General features: G+C 40.9%; 26 protein-coding genes. 2 read left to right on the top strand and 24 right to left on the bottom strand.

The features are described from left to right. Positions 1-104 precede the first annotated feature (104 nt). Positions 105-1205, top strand: a complete 1101-nt coding sequence (locus ICN38_RS10505) for an FAD-dependent oxidoreductase (RefSeq protein WP_216257045.1) — start codon at positions 105-107, stop codon at positions 1203-1205. A 625-nt stretch (positions 1206-1830) separates the two neighbouring features. On the opposite strand, the gene phnX is transcribed toward ICN38_RS10505, so the two are convergent. The 22 genes from phnX to ICN38_RS10395 all read right to left on the bottom strand — a co-directional run bounded on the left by phnX (position 1831) and on the right by ICN38_RS10395 (position 22381). Then, the gene (gene phnX, locus ICN38_RS10500; RefSeq protein WP_216257044.1) at positions 1831-2643 is read right to left on the bottom strand and encodes a phosphonoacetaldehyde hydrolase; all 813 of its coding nucleotides are present in this window, start codon (positions 2641-2643) and stop codon (positions 1831-1833) included. Beyond that, positions 2636-3790 (bottom strand): TIGR03364 family FAD-dependent oxidoreductase, encoded by a 1155-nt coding sequence (locus ICN38_RS10495; protein ID WP_216257043.1) that lies wholly within the window; start codon positions 3788-3790, stop codon positions 2636-2638. The genes phnX and ICN38_RS10495 overlap by 8 nt, the downstream gene beginning before the upstream one ends. Then, a complete protein-coding gene (locus ICN38_RS10490) occupies positions 3783-4853 on the bottom strand; it encodes an iron-containing alcohol dehydrogenase (RefSeq protein ID WP_216257042.1) in 1071 nt (356 codons plus the stop codon). The genes ICN38_RS10495 and ICN38_RS10490 overlap by 8 nt, the downstream gene beginning before the upstream one ends. 3 nt (positions 4854-4856) lie before the next feature. Further along, entirely contained in the window at positions 4857-5669 is an 813-nt protein-coding gene (gene phnE / locus ICN38_RS10485; protein ID WP_216257041.1) for a phosphonate ABC transporter, permease protein PhnE, read from the bottom strand. Continuing rightward, entirely contained in the window at positions 5666-6613 is a 948-nt protein-coding gene (phnD, locus tag ICN38_RS10480) for a phosphonate ABC transporter substrate-binding protein (RefSeq protein WP_216257040.1), read from the bottom strand. The genes phnE and phnD overlap by 4 nt, the downstream gene beginning before the upstream one ends. Before the next feature lie 25 nt (positions 6614-6638). Beyond that, positions 6639-7487: a phosphonate ABC transporter ATP-binding protein gene (phnC, locus tag ICN38_RS10475; RefSeq protein WP_216257039.1), complete on the bottom strand. Its 849-nt coding sequence runs from the start codon at positions 7485-7487 to the stop codon at positions 6639-6641. After that, positions 7484-8038: a phosphohydrolase gene (locus ICN38_RS10470; protein WP_216257038.1), complete on the bottom strand. Its 555-nt coding sequence runs from the start codon at positions 8036-8038 to the stop codon at positions 7484-7486. The genes phnC and ICN38_RS10470 overlap by 4 nt, the downstream gene beginning before the upstream one ends. Positions 8039-8202: 164 nt before the next feature. Then, positions 8203-9417, bottom strand: a complete 1215-nt coding sequence (locus tag ICN38_RS10465) for a cytochrome c (protein WP_216257037.1) — start codon at positions 9415-9417, stop codon at positions 8203-8205. A 77-nt stretch (positions 9418-9494) separates the two neighbouring features. Next, on the bottom strand, positions 9495-10256 hold the full coding sequence (locus tag ICN38_RS10460; protein ID WP_216257036.1) for a cytochrome c: 762 nt from the start codon (positions 10254-10256) through the stop codon (positions 9495-9497). Continuing rightward, on the bottom strand, positions 10256-11689 hold the full coding sequence (locus tag ICN38_RS10455; RefSeq protein ID WP_216257035.1) for a cytochrome C: 1434 nt from the start codon (positions 11687-11689) through the stop codon (positions 10256-10258). Before ICN38_RS10455 ends, ICN38_RS10460 begins: the two co-directional genes overlap by 1 nt. Positions 11690-11815: 126 nt before the next feature. Next, positions 11816-12616: a hypothetical protein gene (locus ICN38_RS10450; protein WP_216257034.1), complete on the bottom strand. Its 801-nt coding sequence runs from the start codon at positions 12614-12616 to the stop codon at positions 11816-11818. A gap of 94 nt (positions 12617-12710) precedes the next feature. Then, the gene (locus ICN38_RS10445) at positions 12711-13835 is read right to left on the bottom strand and encodes a linear amide C-N hydrolase (protein ID WP_216257033.1); all 1125 of its coding nucleotides are present in this window, start codon (positions 13833-13835) and stop codon (positions 12711-12713) included. Positions 13836-14071: 236 nt separating this feature from the next. Then, entirely contained in the window at positions 14072-14470 is a 399-nt protein-coding gene (locus ICN38_RS10440; RefSeq protein WP_216257032.1) for a hypothetical protein, read from the bottom strand. Between the two features lie 26 nt (positions 14471-14496). Next, a complete protein-coding gene (locus ICN38_RS10435; protein ID WP_216257031.1) occupies positions 14497-15036 on the bottom strand; it encodes an OmpA family protein in 540 nt (179 codons plus the stop codon). A 140-nt stretch (positions 15037-15176) separates the two neighbouring features. Next, positions 15177-15695: a cytochrome c precursor gene (locus tag ICN38_RS10430; RefSeq protein WP_216257030.1), complete on the bottom strand. Its 519-nt coding sequence runs from the start codon at positions 15693-15695 to the stop codon at positions 15177-15179. Between the two features lie 43 nt (positions 15696-15738). Further along, positions 15739-16419 carry a hypothetical protein gene (locus ICN38_RS10425; protein WP_216257029.1) on the bottom strand — a complete coding sequence of 227 codons (681 nt, stop codon included), beginning with the start codon at positions 16417-16419 and terminating at the stop codon, positions 15739-15741. A gap of 93 nt (positions 16420-16512) precedes the next feature. Next, positions 16513-18015 carry a malate dehydrogenase (quinone) gene (mqo, locus tag ICN38_RS10420; RefSeq protein WP_216862749.1) on the bottom strand — a complete coding sequence of 501 codons (1503 nt, stop codon included), beginning with the start codon at positions 18013-18015 and terminating at the stop codon, positions 16513-16515. A gap of 31 nt (positions 18016-18046) precedes the next feature. Beyond that, the gene (locus ICN38_RS11620) at positions 18047-18475 is read right to left on the bottom strand and encodes a hypothetical protein (protein WP_370624396.1); all 429 of its coding nucleotides are present in this window, start codon (positions 18473-18475) and stop codon (positions 18047-18049) included. A 479-nt stretch (positions 18476-18954) separates the two neighbouring features. Further along, entirely contained in the window at positions 18955-19695 is a 741-nt protein-coding gene (locus tag ICN38_RS10410; protein WP_216257027.1) for an outer membrane protein, read from the bottom strand. 61 nt (positions 19696-19756) lie between these two features. Further along, positions 19757-20143, bottom strand: coding sequence for a hypothetical protein (locus ICN38_RS10405; RefSeq protein WP_216257026.1), 387 nt, complete (start codon positions 20141-20143; stop codon positions 19757-19759). Between the two features lie 23 nt (positions 20144-20166). Next, on the bottom strand, positions 20167-21855 hold the full coding sequence (locus tag ICN38_RS10400; RefSeq protein ID WP_216257025.1) for a thiamine pyrophosphate-binding protein: 1689 nt from the start codon (positions 21853-21855) through the stop codon (positions 20167-20169). Positions 21856-21952: 97 nt separating this feature from the next. Next, positions 21953-22381 (bottom strand): hypothetical protein, encoded by a 429-nt coding sequence (locus tag ICN38_RS10395; RefSeq protein ID WP_216257024.1) that lies wholly within the window; start codon positions 22379-22381, stop codon positions 21953-21955. A gap of 337 nt (positions 22382-22718) precedes the next feature. On the opposite strand from ICN38_RS10395, the gene ICN38_RS10390 reads away from it, so the two are divergent. Next, positions 22719-23345 (top strand): TetR/AcrR family transcriptional regulator, encoded by a 627-nt coding sequence (locus ICN38_RS10390; RefSeq protein ID WP_216257023.1) that lies wholly within the window; start codon positions 22719-22721, stop codon positions 23343-23345. A gap of 13 nt (positions 23346-23358) precedes the next feature. On the opposite strand, the gene ICN38_RS10385 is transcribed toward ICN38_RS10390, so the two are convergent. Next, entirely contained in the window at positions 23359-23826 is a 468-nt protein-coding gene (locus ICN38_RS10385) for a DUF2127 domain-containing protein (RefSeq protein ID WP_216257022.1), read from the bottom strand. A gap of 20 nt (positions 23827-23846) precedes the next feature. Then, complete coding sequence (locus ICN38_RS10380) at positions 23847-26240, bottom strand: bifunctional diguanylate cyclase/phosphodiesterase (RefSeq protein ID WP_216257021.1); 2394 nt, start codon at positions 26238-26240, stop codon at positions 23847-23849. Between the last annotated feature and the right edge of the window lie 10 nt (positions 26241-26250).

Below are 26250 nucleotides of genomic sequence, written 5' to 3'. Positions count from 1 at the left end.
ACTCACCAATACATGAAGGATTGAGCTGATACGACCCACTTTCTTTTATAGTGGTGTCGTATTTTTTTATTAGAATATCTACCTGTATAAAACCAAGGCCTGATATGACTGAATCTATAGAAATTCGCAAAATTGTTCCCCCAGTATTTGAGCCAGTCAATTTAGGGGAAAGAATTCTATGCTATCGACCTATGAAGCATGGTATGCCTCACTTTGGTATTGAGCAAATAGGCAGTAAAGTCATCGCCCATAATTATGGTCATGGTGGCAGTGGTTGGACGCTAGGTCCGGGATCAGCGAAGTATGTCAATGCTTTACTCATCGAGTCGCCACTAGCAAAAGAATTATCTGATAAAACTACTCCTATTGCGATTATTGGGGCAGGCTTGGTTGGGCTATTTACTGCCTATGATTTAGTCAAACGCGGCTATAGCAATATCACCATTTACGCTGAAAAGTTAGATTCTCTAGCCTCTCATTACGCTGGGGGCTTATTGGCTCCTGTCTCCATGGATAATGATCATGAAATGCAGCCCATCATTGATCAAATTGGTATTGATGCTTATCGTTTTTATGATGGTGTAGCCAGAAATAAAAATGATGACTTCAAAAAAGGAGCTCGCTTAGTTCCTAGCTACTTTAATAGTAGAAAAGATTCTGGATTAGAGCCATATGTAGGAAAAGTGATGCGCCCAGCCAAAGATGTGGTGTTAGATTTTGGCAATGGCACAACTCGTCAGATGGTTGCTTACGACGATGGCATCTTTATGAATACAGCGCTACTCATGGGTGAGTTACATGACTTTATCAATGCCCATCACATTAACATCGTAGTCGGAAAAATCAATGCATTTGATGAGTTAAAAGAAAAGTTCATTTTTAACTGTAGCGGACTTGGCTCGATTGAATTGGCCAATGACAGCGCCCTCGTTCCTGTTCAAGGACATCTGATTATGCTTAAAAATCAAGTGCCTGACAATATGAACTATATGATCTTGGTTTACTTTGGTATGGGTAAGACTGAAGCGGATCAAAACGTAGAACGCTCTTTTTATATCTTTCCTAAGCATTTACCAGATTCGGCTCCCCAAGACATTGGGGTCATCGGCGGCACTTTTATTGAGGGTGGTAGCCCTGATAAACCAAATAACAAAGAATATGATTCGATCATCGAACAAGCTAATGCATTCTTTGGTCTGAAATAAGGAATGAGAGTCAAACGATGCAGTAGATAATCAAAAATAAAATACTGTTTTAGCAAAGCCATTCTCACCCAAGCCAAGAGCATCAGCAAACTTCCAAGCAGGCCGTCTATCTCAATATCACAGCTGGAGATGGTGGCACGCTTCCAGGAACTTTTGCCAGCGTTTGGAATTGAGTCAGCATATCAATAATGATTGATGAATACCCATTGTTGGCTCTAGGAATCGTATAAACAATTCCATCTAGAGCCTCATATGAGGAAAACGGTCTTCTTTGCTCGGCGCCTTTATTGATTCCAAGTAAAGCATATTGATTGCTTTCCCCAACTTTTTCATTAAAAGTCGATGCAGTTGGGGGAAGAGTAACTAAATATGGATTCGAGCTTCTCAGTTGGGCAGAAGCTACTTGACCTAAGAAATAATATATATTTCGTGTTGATCTAATTTTTACATTGAGCTTTTGTGATCGTAGAGAATCATCAGTATTGTTACTTAATTCCTTACTGTCGCAAAAAATATCATCGCCGTATGTAGCCTTATTTCATTTTGATTATTAATATTAGATGCAGTCAACTATAAGCTGAATAGATGCTGATAGATATATTTATTCGGCTAGCGTTTACCCTCGCTAATTTGGCTTTTCACCCAAATCCAAGCGTCGATTAATCTGATCAATTACTGACAATAAATCTGCAACGGAATCAATCACATAATCTGGTTGCATTGCTTGCATAGTCTTTCTAGCAGACTCTATAAGATGAATTGAATCCTTTTGCGGCAGAGCGATCAGATCCTCATAAGAGAGTCCAAGGGCATTTCCGCTCACAGCCACACCTACCGTCCAACACCCAAAGGCCTTACCTTCCTCAATCCCAGGCTCAGTGTCATCCACCTTGATAAATGAAAGTGGATTATCAAAACCAAGTTGTTCTGCACATCTATACATCATTTGGGCAGATGGACGCCCTAATGGGGTATCACCCGAATATGAAAGTGCGTCGGCTTCATACCCTTGCTCCTTAGCAATTGGAAGAAGAATGTCTAAGAGTTCCTTCGTATATCCGGTTGTTGAGCCAATTTTGATATGTCGCTCACGGAGTGTCTTCGTTAGTTCCGCTACTCCAGGAATTAATTGACCACATTCTCGAATGCTGACTTTGTTCATCGGTACAAAAATCTCCAGCAGACGATCGACATCAGCATTGCTATGCGTTTTCCCATGAATCTGCAGCCATTGTGATTGAATTTCTGGAAGATGTAAGAGGGCATTAATGTGATCCCATTTATTGATACCCATCGGAATGCGTGCCTGTGAGATGGTCATCTCTATACCCTCAGACTGGAATAACTTCACAAAAGCACCCATAGGTGCTCGGCTACCAAAATCTACCGTGGTTCCAGCCCAATCAAAAATAACTGCCTCAATTGAAGTTTTAATCATTAGTCAACCATTCATCAAAATTATCTTTTGCAAGTCCAAAAGCTGTACTTGCTCCTGTACCACTACTGACTATTGCAACCCTCATTCGTGGGGAAACTTTTTCAATCAATGCATCGCATTCGCTAGATGATGGATAGACTCCCGTCCAGCGCTCCAGAATGGTGTGTTCAGTAATACTTAAAACTCGGTATAGCAAATCAATAATTAAACGCTCGACCTGCTCACTTGCAAAAACATCTTCACTAGTGCCGTAGCGATGGGAGTCTCCGACTACTAAGCTACCATCTGCACTTTGAACGACAATCAGATGGATTCCCTCCTTTACATACTCAGGCATCTCTTTTGCAATGCGCTCTTTCAGTGCGCTAGCCTCAGGTAAATCAGACCACCCCAGATATCTTGCTAAGCTGTTATCTGTCATAACACTACCCGGTAAGATAAACCCCTCCTGCACTTTGACCCTTAACATTTGTAGAGTGCACAGTCTTAAATTGTGTTGTTCTATGTACTGCTTAGCTACCCCTGTCAGTTGAGCACCTGGGCATATAACCACTCTAGCTGCTTGTACTTGACCATTTGAGGTCTGGACCCATGAATCTTGAATGGATAAGACCTCGGTTTCCCAATAAAAATCAATGCCCATTTCAGTTTGCAAATAACTTGTTAATTGAGGAATTGCTTCTTTAGATTCAACCCTAAATTCATGTGGACTATAGAGGAGGCCTAATGATTCTTCCAGCCTAAGACTATTTAGGTTAAAAAAACCTAAATTTGGTAGATCCTTATAGCTAGATTTAGGATAGTAAGCACATCCAACGCCTATCGGCGTTTTTAAAAATGCTTGGGCCACTTCCACTGCTTCAGCACGTTGGCATAAAATCCAAGTTCCCTGATGTACGATTTTGATCTTGGCTAAGTCTGCTAACTCTCTCCAAACTTTTGCTGAATGTACCGCCCTGCGCCAAGTATCTCTGACCCCCTGCCCTGAAACAGTGATAAAGCCAAAATTACGAATGGAAGCGCCAGTGCAACGCGCATTTTGCTCAACAATAGCGACTGATAGGCCTCTTTTTTTGGCCTCATAGGCATGCGCTAAACCAACAATTCCCGAACCTACGACTAGCAGGTTATAACTTTTTTTAATCATTGATATCAAATCCTAAAAAGTTTCTTCCGCGAGTTGACAGCCTCTCAATGCCAACCTGCTCCTCTAGCTTTTTATCACGTTCAAGCGGGGGATACACTGAAAAACCTAAAGTAAGTAGCCATTGTTGCATCTCTGTGGGATCTCGAAAATAGGTACCAATGGCTTTCTTTATAGAGACTAAAACTGCAGGATCGCAATTGCTTTTAATTAGTAATTGCCATACATAAGGCAACCAATAGGCGCAAGATTGGCCATGGCTTTGTTTGCTTGCAGCAGTCTGCGCATATGACAAAGCGTGTGCTAGCGCCGTTTGAGTTTGAGCCATCGCTAAACCAGCCGATAAAGCAGCCTCTGAAAGTCGCTCTCGAATCTCAAGATTATCTAGATCATTTCTGAGGAGGGGTAAATAATGACAAATTTTATCAGCTGCATAAATGGCAAGATTGCTAGTTTCTTCTGTCGAATTTCTATTCCAAATAGCTTCCAATGCATGAGAAAGTGCATCAATAGCAGCATCACGAGACAGAACCCAGGGAGAACTAAGACAAAGATGGGGGTCTACGATAGCGACATTGGCTAGCACCTGGGATCCAAAGAAAGAATGTTTTCGCTGTTTTGCAAAATCCCAAATAGTTGCGGTTGGAGTTACCTCACTACCCGTACCAGCAGTTGTTGGAGCCAGTAATAAAGGAATTTTTTGAGTATTTCGATCTTCTATGGGTCGATCTAGGTTTTTACTTAACCAACCAATGCCATTAGGCTTAAAGCGCAATACTTTAGTAGCATCCATGACGCTGCCACCACCAATTCCCAGCAAAACAGAATTTTCGCAATGCGCATACTTCCAAAAATCATCTTGAAGCTCTTGGATACTCTGGATATCCGGCATGCCTCTTTGATAGATTGTTTCAGATAGAATTCTGCCCTGTAAGGAAGATTGAATTTTTTTCATTTCAGCATTGGAAATTTCTGGAATTCGCAAAATATGAAATCCGCGATCAGGATACAGATTTCTGAGCTCATCAAGAGCGTCAGCGCCAAAATAAATACTAGGCCTAGACATTATTTAAATTGCAAGCTTCCTGAGATAGGAAGATATCAAATCAATGATCGTTACCGTAGCAATTAAAATAATTAGAACCGCACAAGTTTGTTGGTATTGAAATCCTCTGATCACCTCATACAAAATCACACCGATGCCACCTGCACCCACCATTCCTACCACGGATGCAGATCGAACATTTGACTCAAAGCGATACAAGGAATAGGAAACCCACAGCGGCATGACTTGAGGCAAAATTCCATACACAATTTCAGCCATAGGATGAGCGCCAGTCGCCCTAATTCCCTCAATAGGTCTAGGATCTACAGCCTCGACTGCCTCGGAAAATAATTTTGCCAAGGTTCCAGTGGTATGAACAAATAATGCCAGCACTCCTGCAAAAGGACCCAAACCGACTGCCACAATAAATAACATCGCAAACACCATTTCATTGATGGCACGTAAAGCATCCATCAAGCGGCGAACTGGCTGATATATCCAAGGACTAACTACATTTGATGCGCTTAATAAACCCAAAGGAACTGCTGCAATAATTGCTAGCAAAGTTCCCCAAATGGCAATCTGTACAGTAACCAGCATTTCAGCCACATACAGCTTCCAGTCCTTAAAACTCGGTGGGAAAAAATCAGCAGCATATTTACTCATATTTCCTGAATCTTTAATAAGATCCAAGGGGCGCATTTCTGCACCCTGCCAAGCCCACGACAGCACCAAAAAGAATATAGCCCACCCTATGTAATAGGATAGGCCATGTCTCTCCTCATAAGCCCTTGCTTTAACTCGATCTAATGAGAGTCCTGAAACAAACTCGCTCATTTGATCTTAGCCAAGGCCTCATTGAGTTCAGCAACTTTTTTGGCTTTTTCAGCATCACTAATCGTGGTGTCTGACTCGACCTTACGTAGGTCTTTAAACAGCTCTAATTGACGAATCGGATTTAGTTGGGCATTTGTTGAAGGTTTAAATTCTCCATAGTTGTATATATTCTTGAGTACGGCTTTTTCCTCAGGATTGGTTTTAGCGTAGTTATATACAAACTTCTTCAATTTCTCTTTTGTATCTTTATCTAAATCATTACGCCATACAAAAGGATCGCTTGGAATTAATGGGCTCTTCCAAATGATCTTAATATCTTGAGCGGCTTCTGGTTTGGTGGCAGTTAAACGATCTATTTCTTCAGAGTTATTAGTTGCCACATCCAGTTGCTTTGCAAGAATAGCTTGAAGATTAGCCCCATGGCTCGCATTTCTCACAGTTTTAAAAGTATCTCTTGCCTCTATATTGCGCTTGGCAAAGATGTAGTAGGTCGGCACTAAAAATCCAGAAGTTGAATTGGGATCACCAATACCAAAATTGATGCTCTTACCATTTTTAATCACATCATCCACATTGTTATATGGCGAATCTTTTTGAGTGATTAAATAGGATGTATATCCCAATGCACCATCTGCATAAATCACTTGGGCGAAGACTTCTCCATTTGCACGATCAACTGCCTCCATTGCAGCCTTGTTTCCAAACCACGCTACCTGAACCTTATTAAAGCGCATTGCTTCAATCACTCCGGCATAGTCTGGAGCATAGAATGATTTAACCGTTAAGCCAGTCTGCTTCTCCATATCGCGAAAGAATGGTTCCCATCGATCCCTCTGTGCCGATGCAGAATCAGTTGAAATGATTCCAAAACTAATTTCTTTTGCTTGCACCGTGAGTGCAGACAAAGCAATAAAACAAGTTAAAAGGATTTTGCTTAATTTCATGTATATCTCCTAAAAAAATTAAAACTTATTGAACTAATGTCAGCTTTGACTCAGAAATACTGGTATCTTGTAGATAATTCAAATCATCATCCATCACTAGATCGCCTAAGTTGGAACCATATAAGCTTGCCAATATGGAAGCATTCAAATCTTGAGTGAGGCCATCAAAAACTACTGAGCCATTATTTAAGGCAATAGTCCTCTCACAATATTTTTTAGCAATGGGAATCTGATGCAAGCTGGTAACAAAGGTGAGGTCTAATTTTTCAGTTAAGCTCACCATAGTCTCCATCACCTTTCGAGAGGACTCTGGATCCAAAGACGCTACCGGCTCATCTGCCAACAAAACTTTAGCGCCCTTGATCAATGCTCTTGCAATGGCTACTCGCTGCTGCTGGCCACCAGACAAGGTAGACGATCTTTGATAAGCAAATTGGGCTAAGCCGACTTTATCAAGTGCGTCCAAGGCTCTTGCCTTATCCTCTAAAGAGAAACGTCTTAAAATAATCTCAAAAAGATTCTTTTGAGGGCAAATACCAATCAAGACATTCGTCATCACGTCTAATTGATTCACCAAATTAAATTGCTGGAATATGACTCCAATTTCATTTCTAATTTGACGTACGTTTTTAGATAGGTTCCCGTGAGACTGAATTTCCTGATGATTAATAGATATTGCTCCACCATCTTTATCGAGAACCTCTAGGCCACAAATAGCTCGAATCAGCGTTGATTTTCCAGAGCCGGATGCACCGATCAATGCAACCCGCTCACCCGCAGTAATATTCATTGAAACATTCGAAAGAGCTCGCGTTTTCTTACCATTCGAGAAAAAAGTTTTATTGGCATCATTTACTGAAAGTATATTTTTCATAAACAACTTTCAGCTAAATTACATAACTCTGCTATCGCATTTACTTTTGCGGGCATTTCCCAATTTGGATTTTTACCCAATTCATCCCATTTTCTTAATGAGATTGCATCTCTCGCGTAAGGGTGAGCTATAAATTCTTCACACTCAAGAATATTCATTTCACCGCCTTGAAGTTTTAAGCTTCTGATGGAGTCTTGCGATAAAACTCCGCGGTAATCAGGGTCGGTTGTTACTAAATATCGTTTGGCTAAAACATGCATCAGTACTGGCTGGGCAACATCACTAGAAAAAATCTTCGCCAGATAATTACCCCCAGTTTGCTCATGATGATCATCGTAAGCATCGATAGTTGGAGTACCTTCTTTTTTTGATAAGAGATGGCCGATGTCATGCAACCAAGCTGCCAACTGCAATTGAGGGCTTGCGCCATTTATTTTTGCCAATTGTCCACACTGCCAGGCATGAGCTAGTTGAGAAACATCCTCACCATCGTAGTGAAGATCGCCTTTTTCTTGATAAATCCCAGCAATAATGAGAATAAAAGTTTCCATTCTAGCAATATGGCAATCAAATGTGACGAATATGTGTCACATGAGAATTCACTAGAAATTCGCGTTTTAGCGCAGCCAATCTAAGCCTATCAAGACTCTGGAGCAGGCTTAGAGGGCTTTTTAATCAGGAGGCTAATGCCTCAGATAATCGTCATGCGTTTTATTTAGAGCCCTGGATTAGCTCTAATTTTCTCTACTAAGGATTTAGTGGCATTCGGGTTAGCAGCATTTCCCCAGCTCGATCTGATGTAATTGGCAATTTCCAGAATCTCCTGATCATTTAATCTAGAGGCAAATTCTGGCATCACCAAATATCCATCACGCCGATGAATACCACGAATCATGACTTTAATAATATTGTTGGGCTCTGCCGCCATCACCACTGGATTGCCTGCTAAAGGTGGAATCATTCCCTTAATACCTCTGCCCGAGGACTGATGACAACCACTACAGTTATCAATATACAATTTGCTGCCTACAAGATAGGTAGCATCTACTTTTTGACGATTTTCCGATAAGCTTGAGTTGGCCGGTATAGATTTAAGATAAGTACTCATTGCCAATAAATCCGCATCGGTCAGTTTTCGAGTACTGTTATGCACCACTTCCTCCATGGGACCTAGTACTGTTGTTTTGCCCTCGTAGGAACCTGTTTTCAGATATTTCGCAATATCTTCCGCCGACCACTTACCAAGGCCTGTCAGTGGATTTGAGGTGAGATTGAGGGCATACCAGCCATCAATTACTGAACCTGTGTAGGCTTTGGAATTTTCAATTGCTCCCATTAAGTTACGAGGGGAATGGCACGAGCTACAGTGTCCAAGACCTTCTACTAAATAAGCACCACGATTCCAAACATTGGATTTAGTAGGGTCTGGTTTATACGAGCCTACCTTGAAGAACAATTCCCGCCACACAATCATGCTGCTACGAATATTAAAAGGGAAATCCAAATGATTCACTTCAATTGGATTTGAAACAGGCTGTACTGTTCTCAAATAATCGTAAATCTTATCCGAGTCTTCTCTGGTTACTTTGGTATAGGCAACATAGGGCATGAAAGGATAAAGATCTTGGTCTTTTTTATTTACTCCGTTATGGAGAACGCGATAAAAATCATCTTTGCTATATCTACCAATACCAGTTGCGTTATCCGGAGTGATATTGGGTGTTAGCAAATACCCAAACTGATTTGCCATTTTGAGTCCACCAGCAAAAGGCTTTCCTCCAGGTGCAGTATGGCAAGAAGTGCAATCACCTGCATTAGCTAAATATTGCCCTGCCTGAGCGGAAGTTTCTGCTTTTGCAATTAGAGGTAATAACCCCGTCAAACAGAAAATCAATGACAATAAAAGTGGGGGCACTGAAAAATTTCTCATGATTTGATTATTCTTTATCCAAAAATGAATTACGAAATATCTTAACTGAGTTTTATGAATAACTCTTTCCATTTAAGCTATTTAAGAGTACTTAGATAAATAGCGACAGCCTGGGCATCTGCTTCGGAGAGATTTCTCTCTTCATTCACCATTAATTCACCATGTGGCCGAGCAAAGGTAATGGTTCGAGGCGCCCAAGTATTGCCACCAACTTCCATAAATTCCTTATGGGCTGGCTCCTTCCAAACATTAAGCTGTTGAATTAAATAATAAGCATGCTGACCAGCAATTCTCGGGAAAGTTGCCATACCCTCCCCTTTGGGGCCATGACAAGAATTGCATTGAACAACGCCTTGCGCAGGAATTCCATTCTCGAAAATTTCTTTGCCACGCGCTAATATAGAAGCATCTCCAGTATGAGTTGCAGCTTGTTTAGGGGGGAGCTTAGAAAAATAATCTGCCAATCCTTGGATTTGTTTATTCGTTAATGAGCGAGCCATACCCCACATAAACTGCACACCATATTTATTACTCCTAGTCTGATCACGGTAATCCTGCAGCTGATTTACTAGATAATCCTTTTGCTGACCAGCAAGATTAGGAACCATTGGTGATTGTGATTGCCCATTAACACCATGACAAGCTGCACATACTTGCACTGCTAGTACATTACCTGCAACCTCATAATCACCAAGCGTTCTGCTCCTGGTTGGATTTTCTAGGGTAGTCACGGGAGGAATGTTATTGAAATAGGTGCAACCTGCCAAGATGACTACCGGCAGAAGAATGGCTAGGGAGATGACTCTAGAGAAATTCATGGTCTTGGAAATTGTCTTCATTACATTGCCAACCATAAATAGAGCCAGCTCGCATTATTTGCACTCGCATTTGTTCCGGCTCCGTTGTAATTAATTGTTCCACCGTTATATTTGGTAAACGCAGTGTACTGATAAGTAATGCGCAAATTTTGTAATGGCTGATACCAAATGGATGGAATCCAGGCTGTTGAGTTTGGATTTAAGGCTGCTCCAGATACCGCATTAGTACCATAATGCGCATCTGCCGTTCCAGTAATATTTTGAAATGCTAGAGCTGCTCCATAGGTGGCGTTATAGACATAGCTAACCTTGGACAGAAAGGAATTGGTTTTATTAGTAGCGTTGCTATACAGAATGCCCGTAGGGTCGGAGATATTTTCTTTTGTGTAGCGAAATTGCGCGGTCACTGTATGAGGATCCACTAAATATTGATACTGTCCATCAATCGCCCTATCTTGATACTTCACTGTTCCTGCACTTAGGGCAGGCGAATTCACGGGACCACTACAACTAGGTGTAGCACCTCTATAACTACTGCTATCAGCTACGGTATTACAACTGGAGTATTGATTAATGTTGGCACCTAAAACGCCAAGCATCCAATTATGTCCTTCATGTTCATCACTTTGATATGCAAACCGGAAATAAGGATTGACACCTTGAAGGTAGACGGGAGCACTATTAGGATTGCTATTAGACGCGGGATAGGTCATCCATGAGAGTGCACCCGAGCCACCTGACTGGTAGAGATCCACTTCTCCATAAAAATTCTTATTTACATAGCCATAGACACCGTAACCTGGATTGTGAACAGAGTAGGCAGAAAGCCTGGTGTTGTATGGTAGCCCATAGGTGGAATAGTTTCTGGTAGAGCCCATATAGGGATACATCCACATGGGAGATGAATTCCAGACATCAGTAGCGCCAGCGTAGTTATTGAGAGATGCCCCCCAAATAAAATCTTTGATGACATCTACACTAGCTCCAACATAGTGATCTGCGTAGCGCCAATCCTGTATATCTGCTGCGAACTGATTTTGATTGGGAATATTTCCCTTACCACTGACTTGCTCATCAATGGCGTAGTACCACTGACTAAATGCACCAATGTTATCGGTGATCTTTCCACCCACATCCAAGAAAAGATAGTTAGGCTCTAACTTGCCGCTTTGGTGCACTTGACCCGTGCCATTGTTTCCATTGGTACTCGTAGCAGCGCCGCCCACAAACTGAATAGAAACAGGTACATTGCTTCGCTCACCCAGCGTATAAGCCGTTAATTTAAAGTAACGTCCATAAGGCGTTAGTTCAGGGTATTGACCACCAGCATGACAAGCGACACAATTTTGACCAGTTTGACGAGAAAACATTGGCAATGCTTCTGCATCATGAAAACTTACACAGTAGAGAAGCGAGCCAAACAGTAGGACAGTAAGCGTTTTAAAGGTTTTCAAGATGTACAAATTTAGTATTTAAAGTATTCAACAGCATGTGAAATACGACAACATTCCGCAAGCAGTTATTACTAGAGTTCACTATATATCATTTGGATTACATTGCCATTAAGAGGATCACCCCCATTACTTAGGGAGAAGTACCGTTAAAGCCAGGAGCCCACCAAAGCCTTTTGCGCTTGTTGGTGTTGTAGTAACCATATAGGTTGGACCAGCCTGAATGTTTGCGTGATATCCAAAAAAATTGATTGTTTTGCCACCACTGAGTGTCAGCTGGTTTGTGACGGCTTTGGCCATATTGTTATAAGTAATTTGACTCGAAAAACTATAAGTCCAAGCTGTATCGGTGGTATATGAAATTTTTGGCTGGGCATTGAGCATATTCCCTGAGCCGCCAGACATATCGCCACCTACACCCCATGAGTTAAACATTGCCGCACCTATCACCCAATGTTCTGGTGTAAAGAATGCTCCAGCTGAGACCCCAAGCCCAGTTTGCTTAGAGCCATTATTGGCATTGGTTGCAGGAAGTTGGATATATGGGCCAATACCGGCATAAAAATACTTTTCAAATACTGGCGCAAAAAAAGTAGCTAATTGCATGGGCTGAGCTTGGTTGGTCACCTGCTGATCATTGCCATTTCGATTAAAGGTGAACATCGGATTAACAATCAACTGCAAATCCCCACCAAGAGAAACTGGAATGATGGGGGTAAATGAAAACTCAGCCTGTTGAGACAAGCTATTCGCACCTAATTTTTGGTTGTAGTTATAGGAGAGTGGCAAAACAACCTGTGGATACAAAGTATTTTGCATACTTTGACCGGCCTTAGCAGCCTCACTCATAGTGCTATCAACTGTTTGAGCCATTGCAGCTGAATGCAAACCAATGAGAGCAAGGAAGAGGCAATATCTACAGATAGGCATCAGTCATATTTCCAAATATTACAGGCCTAATAATGGTAAAAACCACCCGAAGGTGGTTTAGACGACTCAAGGCCATTGATTAGATTGGGTAAATTTAATTAAGGAAAGCATCTGCACCAACCTTATCAACTTGATAGGTCGAAATAGATTTGACTTGAGTTATGTTTTTGAGTTTTGCCATATCAATCACCGCCCAATTTAGCGCATTAATGGATCTAACATACAACTTACCACCCGCAAGATCTCCCATCGTTGTCCATTGGGTTACTTCACTGGAAGTAGCGGTAGCTTTTCCCCCGTCACCAACAGAACCAGCAGGGTCTACAGTGAGATCATTAGGCCTATCAAAATTATTCATAATATGCGCCAATAAATTGATAGCTTCATCAGGTGTTTTACCCTTTTGAACATAGTTTGTGTAAAACGCTGCCTTTACAAAACGACCTGTAGCAGTTTGTGAAGAAGGTAATGCTGTCAATGCAATACCAGCATCTGCAGTTTGCAGTTTGAGCTTGCCCAGTTGCCCAGAGTTCTTATTCACATTAGTTTGCGTATAGTTATTTAGATTCGTGAGATGCCAAGGAAATTCAGGAAGATTGGTCATCACATTAACAGGGTTGTCATAGACATTCTTTTTATTGTTCACAAATTCAATGACAAGACCATTACCCGCTTTATCAAAAATGGCGTAATGCAGTGGCATTGCTAAATTACCTAAAAATGCAGTTGGTGGTAGCCAAAATTCAGTGTTATCACTTAGCATTGAAGCCTTCAATTCAGCTACTGTTTTATGATTTCCCAAAATCCAAGTTCCGAAATCATTTGCAGACAATATTTTTGCTGGATCATTTCCTACAGGTGGCGCAGATGATGGGAGCATTGCGTTAGCTGAAAAACTCAAGCCTTGATCGTTCATCCCATCTAATACTATCGGGAGTTTTGCCCCGTTAACCATAGCGGCAGTCATAGCTAAAATTGCATATTTAGTACTAAAAGTCATACCTTTAGTACCAGTGGATGTAACTGACTCTACTTTAGTCGCCGCTGGTAGATAGGTTAAAGAAGATGGCATAGGAAGCGTATAAGGCAGCTCCATGGTGCGTCCGTAATAGGCTTTTCCACTGACATCTGTCACCATAAGGGCAGTACAAGCGATAGCATTGCCCATAGAAGAAAGAACAAGAGAAGCTGAAAGCACGAGACTAGCAATTTTTTTCATAAATATTTCTATAGGTTAGATATTACAAATGCTTGGATGGGATGATGGCAAATTTTTAATTTACATGAATTACTTCAATATTTCATAGTCAATAATAATCTATTGACATCAGATCCTAGGGTATACGCTTACTTGTAAGACACCAGCAACCTTTTGACAAAAGAAAAGCCGCTGACGTTATTCACGTGAGCGGCTTTTGTAGGTATGCCCGTAAGGACACTAATCCCTTAATACATTTATGGCGCTACTACGTGCCAAACGTTATTCACGTTATCACCAGTCTTATCCCCTGGGTTCATATCTTTAGCAAAAAAGTAAAGTGGCTTTCCTTTATAGGCAAGCTGCTTTTGACCATCATTGCGATTAACGATAGAAAAATCACCGGATAGCTTAATTGCTGGCTCTACATATACCGGTGGCCAGTTATCAGCACAGGTCATTACACATTCCGATTTGCCTGAACCAGCCTGATCCTTATCAAAGGTATAAACAGTCTTGCCATAGCTGCTGGTCAAAATTCCATTGTTTACCTTAATGAAGTCAGCTGATGAAGTCTTTACATCAGGAGTCCCAGCACAAGCAGCCAAGATGAATGCAAAAATTGCTACGACAGTTAATTTGAAAAAATGAGTCATTTTTTATCCAATCAAAGAATTACAGATTAATTACCAGGGCCAATAAGAGCTACCTCAATACGACGATTTTGCGCTCTGCCATCAGGCGTTGCATTAGAGGCTACTGGATTGGTATCCCCCATGCCTTGAGCAGAAATCAAATTCTTATCAACACCTTGGCGAATTAAATAATCTACTACGTTGTCAGCTCTTTTGGATGACAAATCGAGGTTAGTAGTAATTCCTTGATTGCGTAATTGAGGACCAATACCAACATCATCGGTATAGCCGCGCACAACCACTTTAGTATTTTTGAAGCCAGAAAGTGTTGGGGCCATTTTTTTCAACACTTGATCTGCTTTGGAATCTAATTTGAAGCCACCTTCAGGAAATAGAATTTTGTCTTTAATAGTGATTTTGAGTTCACCTTGAAGTTGGCGAATCTCAACTTCATCACCTTGGTAGGCTTGCTGCAATTGAGAATAGGCTTGATCAAGTGAGTTATAGCTTTGCTGTGTAACACAAGCAGTTAACAATCCCATTAAGCAAAGTGAAGCTGCTAGTGTGATGCGCTTTGATAAATACATTTTTTCTCCAGTGTATTAAATATGGTAAATATTGATGAAATTAAAGTATAGCTTGGGACTTTCGTAAAAATCAATCCCACTGACCCATCAACCATAGGGCTGTATAGGAGTCGCCCCATTACCTACGACCTATCAGCTATCTACTTAGGCGTTATATGAGAAAAACCGCTCCAGTGATTAGCTGAGGTAGGTACAAAATCAATATATTTCGTTTTGATTACAGCTCCAGGCGGAACAAAATTGGGTGGCAGCACGCCTGCAGGTCCAAGGGACCTTACAAATTGATGGATATCACGTAAATGGGGCTCAGACATCATGTGTAGCGTAAACCAAGGCATAGGAGGCCTAGCCTTTAAATTTTTAGCAAAATTAACCCATTGATCCTCAGTTAAATTCTGCATTAATAAGCGTAAGTTCGCAGGATAAGAAACTCCCCAGGGACCCTTAAAGCCAATTGCATTACCAGTGAGCCATTGACTAGTTGGAACATTTCCACCCTTCTCTGCATATCCAGGCGTATGACAATCATTGCAGCCTGTAATCCTAACAATGTATTCCCCATTGGCCACGGCATCCTGCGATGCATATACGTTACATTGCAATCCAAAAAAGATTGCAATCATCAAAAAGAGTTTGTTTAAGGTGGAATATTTAATCATTAGGAATTATGGCATGGGAGGAAGGTTGATATATCAAGCAGCACTATTTTCTAAAGTCAGTCACTGGAAATGCGAATATCTCTTTTGTGTAAGTTTCTATGACATAACTAAATGGCACATTTTGATCGGTAAATAAAATTGCTTGATGCTGTAAAACCGAATCTGGAATGGTTATATTGCTCTGTTGATAGGTCAACATGCGTCCCTGTTGCTCCCAATTTTTTGGTAATGGCTGCCAGAGTAAGTCCACTTTTTCAGTCTGGCGGTGAAAATTTAAATCACGAACAGCTACCCCAAAAGGAGTATCAGTATCAGTCAATAAAGCGTTCATTTCAGGTGTTAAACGTGCAGGTAAATACCAGTTATCTGCTTCGGATAAAACATGCTTTCCACAATAGAGCTTAACCCGGCGGTATGCGATGGAATCGCTAGCCGTTGCTTGTAACATCTTACGTATTTCTGGGCTAACTTCTTTACTGAGACCTGTATCCCGTATTGCAATAATTTTTGGGTTATCTGCCATTTGGTGATCTTCACACCAAGCTTGAAGTGTCCGTGTAGCGCTTTTACTTCCAAGAAGATTTGCATTTAACGTTTGTAGAATTGCATAGGCCTCAAGCTCAACCCGAGAATACTCGCTTGAACTTAGTTCTTCGCTTGTTTTTGAATTAACTACACCACTAAGAATTACCGATAGCAATACCAGAATACGAAATAAGTTCATTAACTACCTTCTTCAATTTAAAAACCTAACCTAAGCGTATCTTATTTCACTGGCAAGAATATGAGACTCACCCTCAATCACTTGCAATGTGCACTATTCAATATTATGCAGACCCAAAACTGCTGCTGTTTCAGCCCTCACTTTATTGCACAGAGCTTCATTAGTAGTCAAGGAATCTCCATACGACTGAATGATAGTCTGCATTTTTTGCTTCCAATTATCTGGGAGCAAGCCTGTTGGCCCCATCTTCTCAATCACATTGATCATGATGTAAACCGCAGTAGAAGCTCCAGGCGATGCGCCAAGTAAGGCAACCATAGAAGAATCTGCAGACTCTACAATTTCTGTACCAAACTCCAGTATTCCTATCTTCTTCGGGTCTTTTTTGATAATTTGCACCCGTTGACCTGCGGTTTCTTCATACCAATTCTTTGAATCAACATGAGGATAAAAATCTCTTAGGCTATCAAAGCGTGCATTTTTGCTTTGGAGTACTTGTTTTACTAAATACGTCACTAGAGAAAAATTGCTGAGTCCAACAGCCACAAGTGGAATGATATTTCCCAAGCGAATCGATTTGAATAAATCGAGATAGGAACCTTGCTTAAGAAACTTGGTAGAAAAACCAGCATAGGGCCCAAAAAGAAGGGATCGCTTTCCATCAATAATTCGTGTATCCAGATGGGGAACAGACATTGGGGGAGATCCTACGGATGCCATGCCATAGACTTTAGCTTCGTGCTGGCTGACAATCGCCTGATCATCACATCGTAACCAGATTCCCCCCACTGGAAAACCAGCATAACCAACTGCCTCCGGAATTTCTGACTTCTGCAACAAGGTTAATGCTGCCCCACCGGCACCTAAGAATACAAATTTCGCTTTAATAAGCCGCGTATTTCCGGTACCTTGGTTTCTAATAGTGAGATACCATCGACCATCGGGGTTGCGATTTAAATGAGTCACCTTCTCCAAAAAAGAAACTTTAAACCCACTAAGCGTTTTTAAGTACATCAATAATTTCGATGTTAATGAGCTATAGCTCATATCAGCGCCACTAATAATTCGAGTAGCTGCGATCTTTTCCTTAGGATTTCTGCCCCGCATTACCAGCGGTGTCCACTGTGCAATTTGAGCAGGATCCTCCGAATACTCCATCCCTCGAAAACAATGGTGTGCACTCATTGCAGCATGGCGTTTTTTTAGAAAACTGACATGTTCATCACCCTGCACAAAGCTCATATGGGGCACTGGATGAATAAAAGTACTGGGATCTTTAATTGCACCTTTTTGGATAAGATAGGACCAAAATTGTCTTGAAAGATCAAACTCGGTATTTACCTCTAGAGCCTTAGAGATATCGACACTCCCATCCGGCTGCAAGGGGGTGTAATTCAGTTCACAGTTTGCTGCGTGACCAGTACCAGCATTATTCCAGCTGTTTGAACTTTCTAGTGCTTCATGCTCTAGTGTTTCTATTAACTCAATTGTGAGATCTGGAGCAAGCTCCTTCAAGAAGACGCCTAAAGTAGTGCTCATAATTCCTGCGCCAACCAATGCGCAATCCACTTCAGTGATGTCTTGCTGATTACTCAATTAAAGTCCCTTACTAAAGTTTTAGTAAAGCTTAGCGCAGCGGCACAGCTGAATCAATCTGCCATAACTCAAGTGCCTTACTTAATGCCTCTGGAGAAATGGCATTGGGACCCGAAAATGGAGTGTTGTAACTAAGAATTAAAAAGAAAATTAATCCAATAGATATGGAGAGTAAAGAAATCATTACTAGATGCTGACGCTTTCCTGGCATGGCATGAAGACATTGATAAAAAATAAAGATGAGGGCGCCGAGCCCTAAAGTCAACATCATGGAGTGATCTAAGGCTGACTTTGCGCTGGTAATACGCTCTAAGCGCAGTGCGTAATATTCCGATATTAATCTGAGCTCCTCCTGCTGCGCAGCCATCTCGGCATTATTCAGTGGGATATGGTGAAGTAAGCGAATCTGAAACTGATGGAAATCATTGTAAGCATCGTGATCAAATTGGCTTTTTGACATCAACGGCCACTCTTGCGTAATGACTTTTTTTGCATATCCAGTCAGAAGCTTAGCACTGGGATCTCTAAATTCTGGCTTGAAAGCATCCAATGTTCTGTAAATAGTAGTAAGCGTTGTAGCCTCTTTTGAAACTACAGAATCGATGTGATTGTAATTTTGCCATGTAGAGACGCAAATAAAAGCTAAGGTCAATCCAAAAGTCGTGCCAATTGCGAATGAAAAAATTGCTGGGTAACCATTATTTTCAAATTTAAAAAAGGATAAATATTTTTGAACTATAAAAAATAGAACTAAAGTACTCACCAGAAAGATTACTAATACTAATAGGAGGGTACTTAGAATTGTAGGCATGACTTTGAATTGAAGCTTTTTAATTGAAATGATTGCTATCAGTATAGCGACCTGATATCAATTTAGTCCTAATACTAAATAGAATTTTTCTCTGAATAATGCCCTTAGGCAATTAATCGTAAAACATATTAGAACTTGTATCCTATACCAAGGAGCGCTTGATAGGTGTTTAGACTAGGGCTATTGCTCACGGTGTAACTAAGTCCGTTAGTAGCTGAAAAACTAGGCTTACCATAACTCATGTAGTTTGCCTCAGCAAAACCATAAAAACCATTGGCAATCATTTGCTTATAACCGAGACCAAGAACATAACCACTAACAGTTGCACTAGGATTTTTACTCCATGCAGTAAGCGGATCTGTGCCAGTAGATTTAGTGATGGTATTTGGATAGGTTTCTTTCATGGAAACTGAGCTATATCCTGCCTTTAAATAAACCAGCTTATCTTTATCAATGACATATCCTGGTGTAACAAAAATATTAAATCGGTTAGAAGTCTGTAATTGATATCCATTAATTGTGGCAGGAACGTTGTTAACACCACCGGTAGGACTGTATGAACTAAAGGTAGATGTTTGTTGACTAAGTGCAGAATAATCAGCACCTAGGCCTAATAGCCAATTTGGTGATGCAGACAAGTAGTAGCCCAACCCAATGATGAGTGGCGTACCACTTGAGCTCTGATTACCCGTCGACCATGCATCTGGAGTTTTTTGAGTTGTATTTGATCCTGAACTATTTAAGTTAGAGTAAGAATTACTCTCATAGCCAGTCCCCACTTGACCATAAGCACCCTCAAACGCTGATTGAGCCATTACTGATGAAGTGATAAAGCTTGTAGCAATCATTGCTACTAGTTGTTTATTCATTTTTATATCCTTATCAATAGCTTGTGCCAAAAACTATTGTATAAAAGTTAAGGTTGTTTTCTTATTGCCTAGTAATTCCGTGACAATCTGCTACTGGCCCTGCTGATTTATCGTAACGATCGGTAGTTGTGGATGCAAAACAGACTGACATTTCATTTGGACCAGCCATCTTAAAGGTATAAGTACCATCTTTATCGGCCATCGTGCCGCTGACTAAATCACTACTAAAAGATCCAACGATCTGAACTGTATGCCCAGCAATAGTGAATACACCAGCAAATGCACGATTAGACTGTTTGTCAAATTTATAGGTGACTGTTATGCCAAGGAAACGAACTTCACCTGGCTCGCCGTTTGGATAGTGACTGCCACCTCCAATAACGGCATCATTTGTCTGGCCTACCCATGTGCCGATTACATTAGGTGCTTGTTTTGTTGTTTCAGACATACTTACCCTTTCAATGAGAAAAATTAAACTCTTGCGTTTGCTTTTGCGACATGACTACCCCACTCTGCCAATTCTTTAGAGCAATCATCACGAGAAAGTGGGCACTCAATTAAAACAGGCCCTGCTTTGTGTGTAATTGCTTGACTAATAGCAGCAGATAGATCGCCTGCTGTTTTTACCTTAATCCCCAGACCTTTACCCTCACCAGCATTAAACATATTCATTAGGCCCGCATAGTCCCAATTTTTAATCTTGTTATAAGGTCCATCGTGCAATTCCACCTCGATGGTATATCCACCGTTATTCATCAGAAAAATAATAGGATTGACTTGATAGCGAATCATGGTTGATAGCTCTTGTGCCGTCATTTGAAAGGAACCATCCCCTATCAAACTAATCACTCTTGTATCTAGTTTGCTAGCTAAGGCAACTCCTAGAGTTGCCCCAGTAGACCAACCAATGGAGCCATACTGCATTTGCACATGGTAGCTTGCCCCTTTTGGTAAATGCATTGCTTGTCCATTAAACCAAGAATCACCCGTCTCTAGAATTAAACTCGTCTCTGGATTAATTATTCCTTGTATTTGCCTTCTCAACTCTCGTAGGTTTAATACGTCAGTGGGTGCGGCAATCATCTCTGGGGCAATAGGTTCTTTATAACGTTGCCACTCAATCATTGAGGCATCTTTTTTAGACACCTTAGTTGCCAAGGCATTTAAAAAATCTGCCATATACACCTGAGAAAATACACCCTCAGGCATGCTCACTTGATCAATGCCTATATTGATTGCGCTATCCATCTTATAGAGCGCAGTCCATCCAGTCGTTGTGTAATCAGTTTGCTGTACTCCAAGCAATACTTGGCAGTCACTTGACTCAATGATTTCTGAGCAGTCAGGGCTGCTTACCTCAGACCAGTATGTCCCAATAAAGTTGGGATGATCCTCTGAAAAGATACCTTTAGCATCAGGGGTTGTGGCTACAGCAGCACCTACCGCATTCACCAAGGCTAGAACCGCATCACCTGCTTGAGCTGGGCGAACCTTCACGCCAACTACCAATGCTGGCTTAACAGCATTATTGATGCACTTTGCAGCTGCTTCTACTGCAGCTGCTAATGCGGCCGGATTACTTTTGGAAGCCGGAATCGGAAATAGCATTGAAGTAGGCGCTGGAATATTTAAGCCCGTAAGATTGCAAGCAATCTCCAGATAAACAGGTTTTTTCTTAGTCAAGCAAGTAACAATTGCTTCATCAATCATTCTTGCTGCATCTTCTAAATGGCGAATATTAAAAACTGCTGCTACTACAGGGGCATAGCATCGCTCAGCTTGATAGAGATCTAATTCACCGATCGTATGATGAATTCTGTGGTGATCGTGGGCATCATTTGAATTAGGGCCGCCTGATACCGCTAATAAAGATAAATCGTCGCCATAAGCCCCTGCAACAGCATTAATTAAACTGAGGCCACCAACAGTGTAGGTAACAACCGCCGCTGAAAAGCCCGAGGTGCGAGCATAGCCATCTGCAGCATATCCAGCATTGAGCTCATTGCAACAACTTATCATACGTAGACCGGGTGTGGCCAATAATTGATCTAATAAAACCAAAGTAAAGTCACCTGGCACGGTGAAGAAATCTCGTAGACCAGCTTCAACCAATCGCTGCCCAAGATAGGAGCCGACCGTGACTTGTTTTATATCATTCATTACGAGATGCTTTCAATATTGGAAGTGAACTTTTGCAGCCATACTAGCAAGCTTTTACTGCAAACATGTAATAAAAGCTTGCCGGCTTCAATGGATACTATTTTCTAGTGATCTCATGACAATCTGCAACAGGTCCAGCGTTCTTATTTGCAGGATTAATGGTGGTAGTTACAAAGCAGAGAGCAATTTTGTTGGGGTCAACAATCTTAAATGATGTGGTTCCCTGTGTTGTAGCAAGAGCGCCACTAGCGAGATCTCCAGACAAAGAGCCAACAAATGGAATGGTGCTGCTTTTAATTGTAGCGGCGCCTGAGAAAGCTCGACCCTCTTGCTTGTCAATCTTATAACTTATTTTTTCTTTCAAAAAGCGAACCTGTCCTGAAGTGCCTCCAGGATAAATTCGTCCCTCACCAATAACAGCATCATTTGTTTCGCCGTTCCACGTACCAATTAAATTTGGCGCCTGTTGTGCAAATGCATTCATTGAAAAACCAAGGGTAGCAAGAAGAATTGTTAATAGTTTCATTGTGAGGCTTTCTTTCATTAACTTTAGAGTTGAAAATCAGCGCCCAAAGAAGTTGTAAAGCAAATATCTAAGGGCTACGGTAACACTTCAAGAATATCTCCTATGGCGAGCTCTAAATTACTATAAATGCCAATATTTGGTGCATTAGATTCCGCATAAAATTCATAGGAAATCTAAAATAACATGAACCATAAATTCTTCTTGCTCTTTTTTTATTCTACCTAACCCCCCTTATTTATTGACTCCCAAGGAAGGTTTCAGGCTCTGCTCGGTTTTGGAGAACAATAATTTAACTATTCGCTTAAAATTATTTAATTGACTAAATAGAGTGTATTGAATGCCAAGTAATTTTGACGCCTACTTTAACTATCCATCCAAACAAAAGAGGGGTGAGGAGCGCGTTGAAAAAATTTTGGACTCTATTGAAAATGCATTAGAAGAAAATCCCGACTGGGAATTCAATACTCGAAACATCGCCCAAAGGGCTAAGATCTCTTCAGGGGCGATTTATCATCACTTTCCTTCAGTAGGAAGTCTTTTTGCTAGCCTCTTTATCCGTAAAGTTAAAAAGACGCAGTTAATCACAATTGACCTTATTAATTCACTGGGACCGAAAGTAACTCTAGACGAAGTTTCGGATCTCCTAGTTGACCATACATTTATGGTGTGGAGTAAGGGAAGTCTGCAAATTAAGAAAATCGTAATTGAATATTTCTATCGGAATGCAAAGGAGCCCGAGCTTTTGTATTCTTTTATAGATGTCCTAGTGCCACACTTTCAAGCTTTTGTAGCCCGTAACACTACCAACACCATTAGAAATATTGCCAAGGAAGAGTGGCCTCTGATTTTAAGAACTACTCAAACTGCAGTATCAAGTCCTTTTATTGAAAGACAGGCAATTGCTGGTACCGAAGCCCACAGACAGTTTGCTAAAGACTGCTTACGTAGACTATTAGCAAAATAAATTGGCAGAAACACTAATTTCGCCTTCGTTTAATGATGAGTACCGCTACTAAATAGATCAATACTGCAATATTGACTAGGGCAATAATCATCAGCGCTCCAGAATATTGTGAAAGGAATTGGCGGCCTATAGCGGCGAGGCTTATGAGGCCGGTAAGGACCGCTAGATACTCCGCCCACGTTTTATCCAGAAATATTCCTACAGCCTCTATAAAACGAATTGCTGAGTATGCCAAAGCGGCTGTAATAAGCCCAAAGACAGTCGATTGACTAAAGCTATTGAGCCATTCTGACGCTGATAATAAAAGCGGCGCTATGACATTGCTATTACTTAAGAAATGAGCTCCAGCTTGACATGCAGGCCATTGACTTGCGGTAGAGCAATATAAGGAAAAAGCCAGCAATAATGCCCCAATACCTCTAATCAATTTAAAACAAGCAATCACTTTGAGACCTAAAAAATACTTTGCGCTATACATCATATAAAAAATCTTTAATGCAACTAAAGTAATTGTAGGGTTTGGCTTGGCCTACCAAAATACCAGCCCTGGAAGTATCCGCACCCTTTGGCGTGCAGAATTTCAAATTGCTCCTGGGTTTCCACTCCTTCGGCAATTACTTTCATATTAAGGCCTTTTGCAAGATCTAAAATAGCATCAACGATCACTTCATTCGCCTTAAGATCACCTAGACCAGAAACAAATTGCTTATCAATCTTGAGATATTGAAATGGTAGGTCGGCCAGATATTTAAGAGAAGCATAGCCAGTTCCAAAATCATCTAGCGCAAATTGGACACCGTGATTTTGTAGTTGAGCCATCACTTCACCAGCTAAACGTACATCCGAAACGAAAACATTCTCAGTCAATTCCAGGCTTAGACGGGCTATTGGAATATGATGAATTTCACACAGGTTAATCAACTGGTCTGCAAAGCCTGGGCTGAGGAGCTGATATGCACTGACATTTATCATAATCGAGAAGTTGCGTGAACTTTCTGCAGCGCTCCATAGCTCATGATTATTTACTACTTGTCTAAAAATAGATTGGCCAACCTTAACAATTAATCCATTATCTTTTGCGAAGGGAATGAAATCATCCGGCATAACCACACCGCGAGTGGGATGATTCCACCTCGCTAAGGCCTCAAATGCAATACATTCTTGATTGCGATCAACTATTGGTTGATATTCCATATAAAACTGATCTAACTCAGATGCCTCATTCAACTCATCAACTAAATTGATTGACTGATTAAATTCCGCTTGCATATTTTCATCAAAGAAACGATGGCTCACACCACTATCCTTCTTAGCGGAATACATTGCTAAATCTGCAAATTTAAGAATGTCATCAAACTTTGCAACCTCCTCCCCAAAAATTACCAGGCCGCTGCTAACTTTAATAGCTGCCTGTATTCCATCATTCAATTGCAGTGGCTCTATTAAATTAGCCTCAATACGAGCAATGATTTGTTCCAACATTTGGGTGGCGTTACTTTTTGATGAGCCAACCTGCTCTAGGAGAACTAAGAACTCATCACCGCCAATTCTGGCAACAATGTCTTTTGGACGTACAGCATGCTGTATGCGCTTACCAAATTCCATGAGCAATACATCCCCGACGTAATGCCCATAACGATCATTAATATTTTTAAAGTTATCTAAATCTAAATAAATTAAACCTGAATATGTTTTATTTCGAATTGACTCCTGTATTGCTCGGAAGATTCGGTCCTTAATATAGTTACGATTGGGTAAATTAGTTAACTGGTCAAAGAATGCCAGATCTTTAATCTGATCCTGATCTCTTTTTCTGCTGCTAATGTCACTAATAGCGCCAATCATTCTGAGAGGATCCCCGCCACTAGATCTTTCTACTACTTGGCCGCGATCCTGAACCCATATCACTTCATTATCAGCTCTAATCATCCTATATTGAAGGTGATATGGCACATCGTTTATTAGCGCAGATTCAAGATGGTTGAGCACCATTGCAAGATCATCTGGATGAATGTGTATCTTAAAGTCTTTGTTCGTAAAAATCATATCGTTCGGTTTTTCACCTAAGATACTCATCCAGCGATCATTGTGCTTAACTTCTCCTGTACTTACATTCCAGTCCCAAATTCCATCGCCCGTGATATTTAATACGTGGCGAAGCTGTTGTTCTGATTTAGCGATTTTTTGATTTGCCACATCCAGTTTTAGTTGGTTAAATTCTTGAGTAATCAGACCTCTTTTACGCTCTAAAATTTCCATTATTAATCCGCCGAAAATTAAAAATCGTAGGATTGATAAAATTAACAAGGCGATAAAAATGACACCATTAATAGTGCCGCCCTCATAGGCAAAGCCAACCTGATAATTGGTAACGGCAATCATTCGAACTGCCCAGACCAAGGCGGTGATCAGAAAAGTGATACTGAGAGCGCTAGCTAGAGTGAATTTACTCTCGCGAAAGTATTTTAAAGATAGTCTAAAGCCTATAAAACTGATTGTGGCCATAAAAGCAGCAACCACAGCAGGTTTATATTGAGTTCCTGCATAATCGCCGATTTCGTATAAACAGAGCAGAAATACAAGCGCCAGCCCAATGATATAAACACCAAAATGCCCTAAGCTTATTTTTTTACCTAAAAGTGTAGAAATAGAGTGATTGAAAAAGAGGGATCCCAACACCGCACAGGTAACGCTGATCTCGTAACTGGGAATATCGGGCATCTTGGGGGTATAGGCGCCAAATATGGCGCCTATACCAATTAACACACTGGCTATAACCCAATACATTACATAGCTTCGCTGCTCTTTTTGGTGATACATACCCAATAAAGCAGCACTAGCAAATGAAAATAAGCTAAAAAATATGAGGAGGGATTGGGCCTGATTGGATTGCAAGATAGTTAAG

The organism is Polynucleobacter sp. AP-Melu-500A-A1 (assembly GCF_018882125.1).
Lineage (GTDB): Bacteria > Pseudomonadota > Gammaproteobacteria > Burkholderiales > Burkholderiaceae > Polynucleobacter.
This window is presented reverse-complemented; position numbering and strand designations above follow the sequence as displayed.

Excerpts from the sequence above, each read along its gene's own strand:
- ICN38_RS10505 (WP_216257045.1), top strand. The coding sequence starts at position 105 with ATGACTGAATCTATAGAAATTCGCAAAATTGTTCCCCCAGTATTTGAG.
- phnX (WP_216257044.1), bottom strand. The coding sequence starts at position 2,643 with ATGATTAAAACTTCAATTGAGGCAGTTATTTTTGATTGGGCTGGAACC.
- ICN38_RS10495 (WP_216257043.1), bottom strand. The coding sequence starts at position 3,790 with ATGATTAAAAAAAGTTATAACCTGCTAGTCGTAGGTTCGGGAATTGTT.
- ICN38_RS10490 (WP_216257042.1), bottom strand. The coding sequence starts at position 4,853 with ATGTCTAGGCCTAGTATTTATTTTGGCGCTGACGCTCTTGATGAGCTC.
- phnE (WP_216257041.1), bottom strand. The coding sequence starts at position 5,669 with ATGAGCGAGTTTGTTTCAGGACTCTCATTAGATCGAGTTAAAGCAAGG.
- phnD (WP_216257040.1), bottom strand. The coding sequence starts at position 6,613 with ATGAAATTAAGCAAAATCCTTTTAACTTGTTTTATTGCTTTGTCTGCA.
- phnC (WP_216257039.1), bottom strand. The coding sequence starts at position 7,487 with ATGAAAAATATACTTTCAGTAAATGATGCCAATAAAACTTTTTTCTCG.
- ICN38_RS10470 (WP_216257038.1), bottom strand. The coding sequence starts at position 8,038 with ATGGAAACTTTTATTCTCATTATTGCTGGGATTTATCAAGAAAAAGGC.
- ICN38_RS10465 (WP_216257037.1), bottom strand. The coding sequence starts at position 9,417 with ATGAGAAATTTTTCAGTGCCCCCACTTTTATTGTCATTGATTTTCTGT.
- ICN38_RS10460 (WP_216257036.1), bottom strand. The coding sequence starts at position 10,256 with ATGAAGACAATTTCCAAGACCATGAATTTCTCTAGAGTCATCTCCCTA.
- ICN38_RS10450 (WP_216257034.1), bottom strand. The coding sequence starts at position 12,616 with ATGCCTATCTGTAGATATTGCCTCTTCCTTGCTCTCATTGGTTTGCAT.
- ICN38_RS10445 (WP_216257033.1), bottom strand. The coding sequence starts at position 13,835 with ATGAAAAAAATTGCTAGTCTCGTGCTTTCAGCTTCTCTTGTTCTTTCT.
- ICN38_RS10440 (WP_216257032.1), bottom strand. The coding sequence starts at position 14,470 with ATGACTCATTTTTTCAAATTAACTGTCGTAGCAATTTTTGCATTCATC.
- ICN38_RS10435 (WP_216257031.1), bottom strand. The coding sequence starts at position 15,036 with ATGTATTTATCAAAGCGCATCACACTAGCAGCTTCACTTTGCTTAATG.
- ICN38_RS10430 (WP_216257030.1), bottom strand. The coding sequence starts at position 15,695 with ATGATTAAATATTCCACCTTAAACAAACTCTTTTTGATGATTGCAATC.
- ICN38_RS10425 (WP_216257029.1), bottom strand. The coding sequence starts at position 16,419 with ATGAACTTATTTCGTATTCTGGTATTGCTATCGGTAATTCTTAGTGGT.
- ICN38_RS11620 (WP_370624396.1), bottom strand. The coding sequence starts at position 18,475 with ATGTCAAAAAGCCAATTTGATCACGATGCTTACAATGATTTCCATCAG.
- ICN38_RS10410 (WP_216257027.1), bottom strand. The coding sequence starts at position 19,695 with ATGAATAAACAACTAGTAGCAATGATTGCTACAAGCTTTATCACTTCA.
- ICN38_RS10405 (WP_216257026.1), bottom strand. The coding sequence starts at position 20,143 with ATGTCTGAAACAACAAAACAAGCACCTAATGTAATCGGCACATGGGTA.
- ICN38_RS10400 (WP_216257025.1), bottom strand. The coding sequence starts at position 21,855 with ATGAATGATATAAAACAAGTCACGGTCGGCTCCTATCTTGGGCAGCGA.
- ICN38_RS10395 (WP_216257024.1), bottom strand. The coding sequence starts at position 22,381 with ATGAAACTATTAACAATTCTTCTTGCTACCCTTGGTTTTTCAATGAAT.
- ICN38_RS10390 (WP_216257023.1), top strand. The coding sequence starts at position 22,719 with ATGCCAAGTAATTTTGACGCCTACTTTAACTATCCATCCAAACAAAAG.
- ICN38_RS10385 (WP_216257022.1), bottom strand. The coding sequence starts at position 23,826 with ATGATGTATAGCGCAAAGTATTTTTTAGGTCTCAAAGTGATTGCTTGT.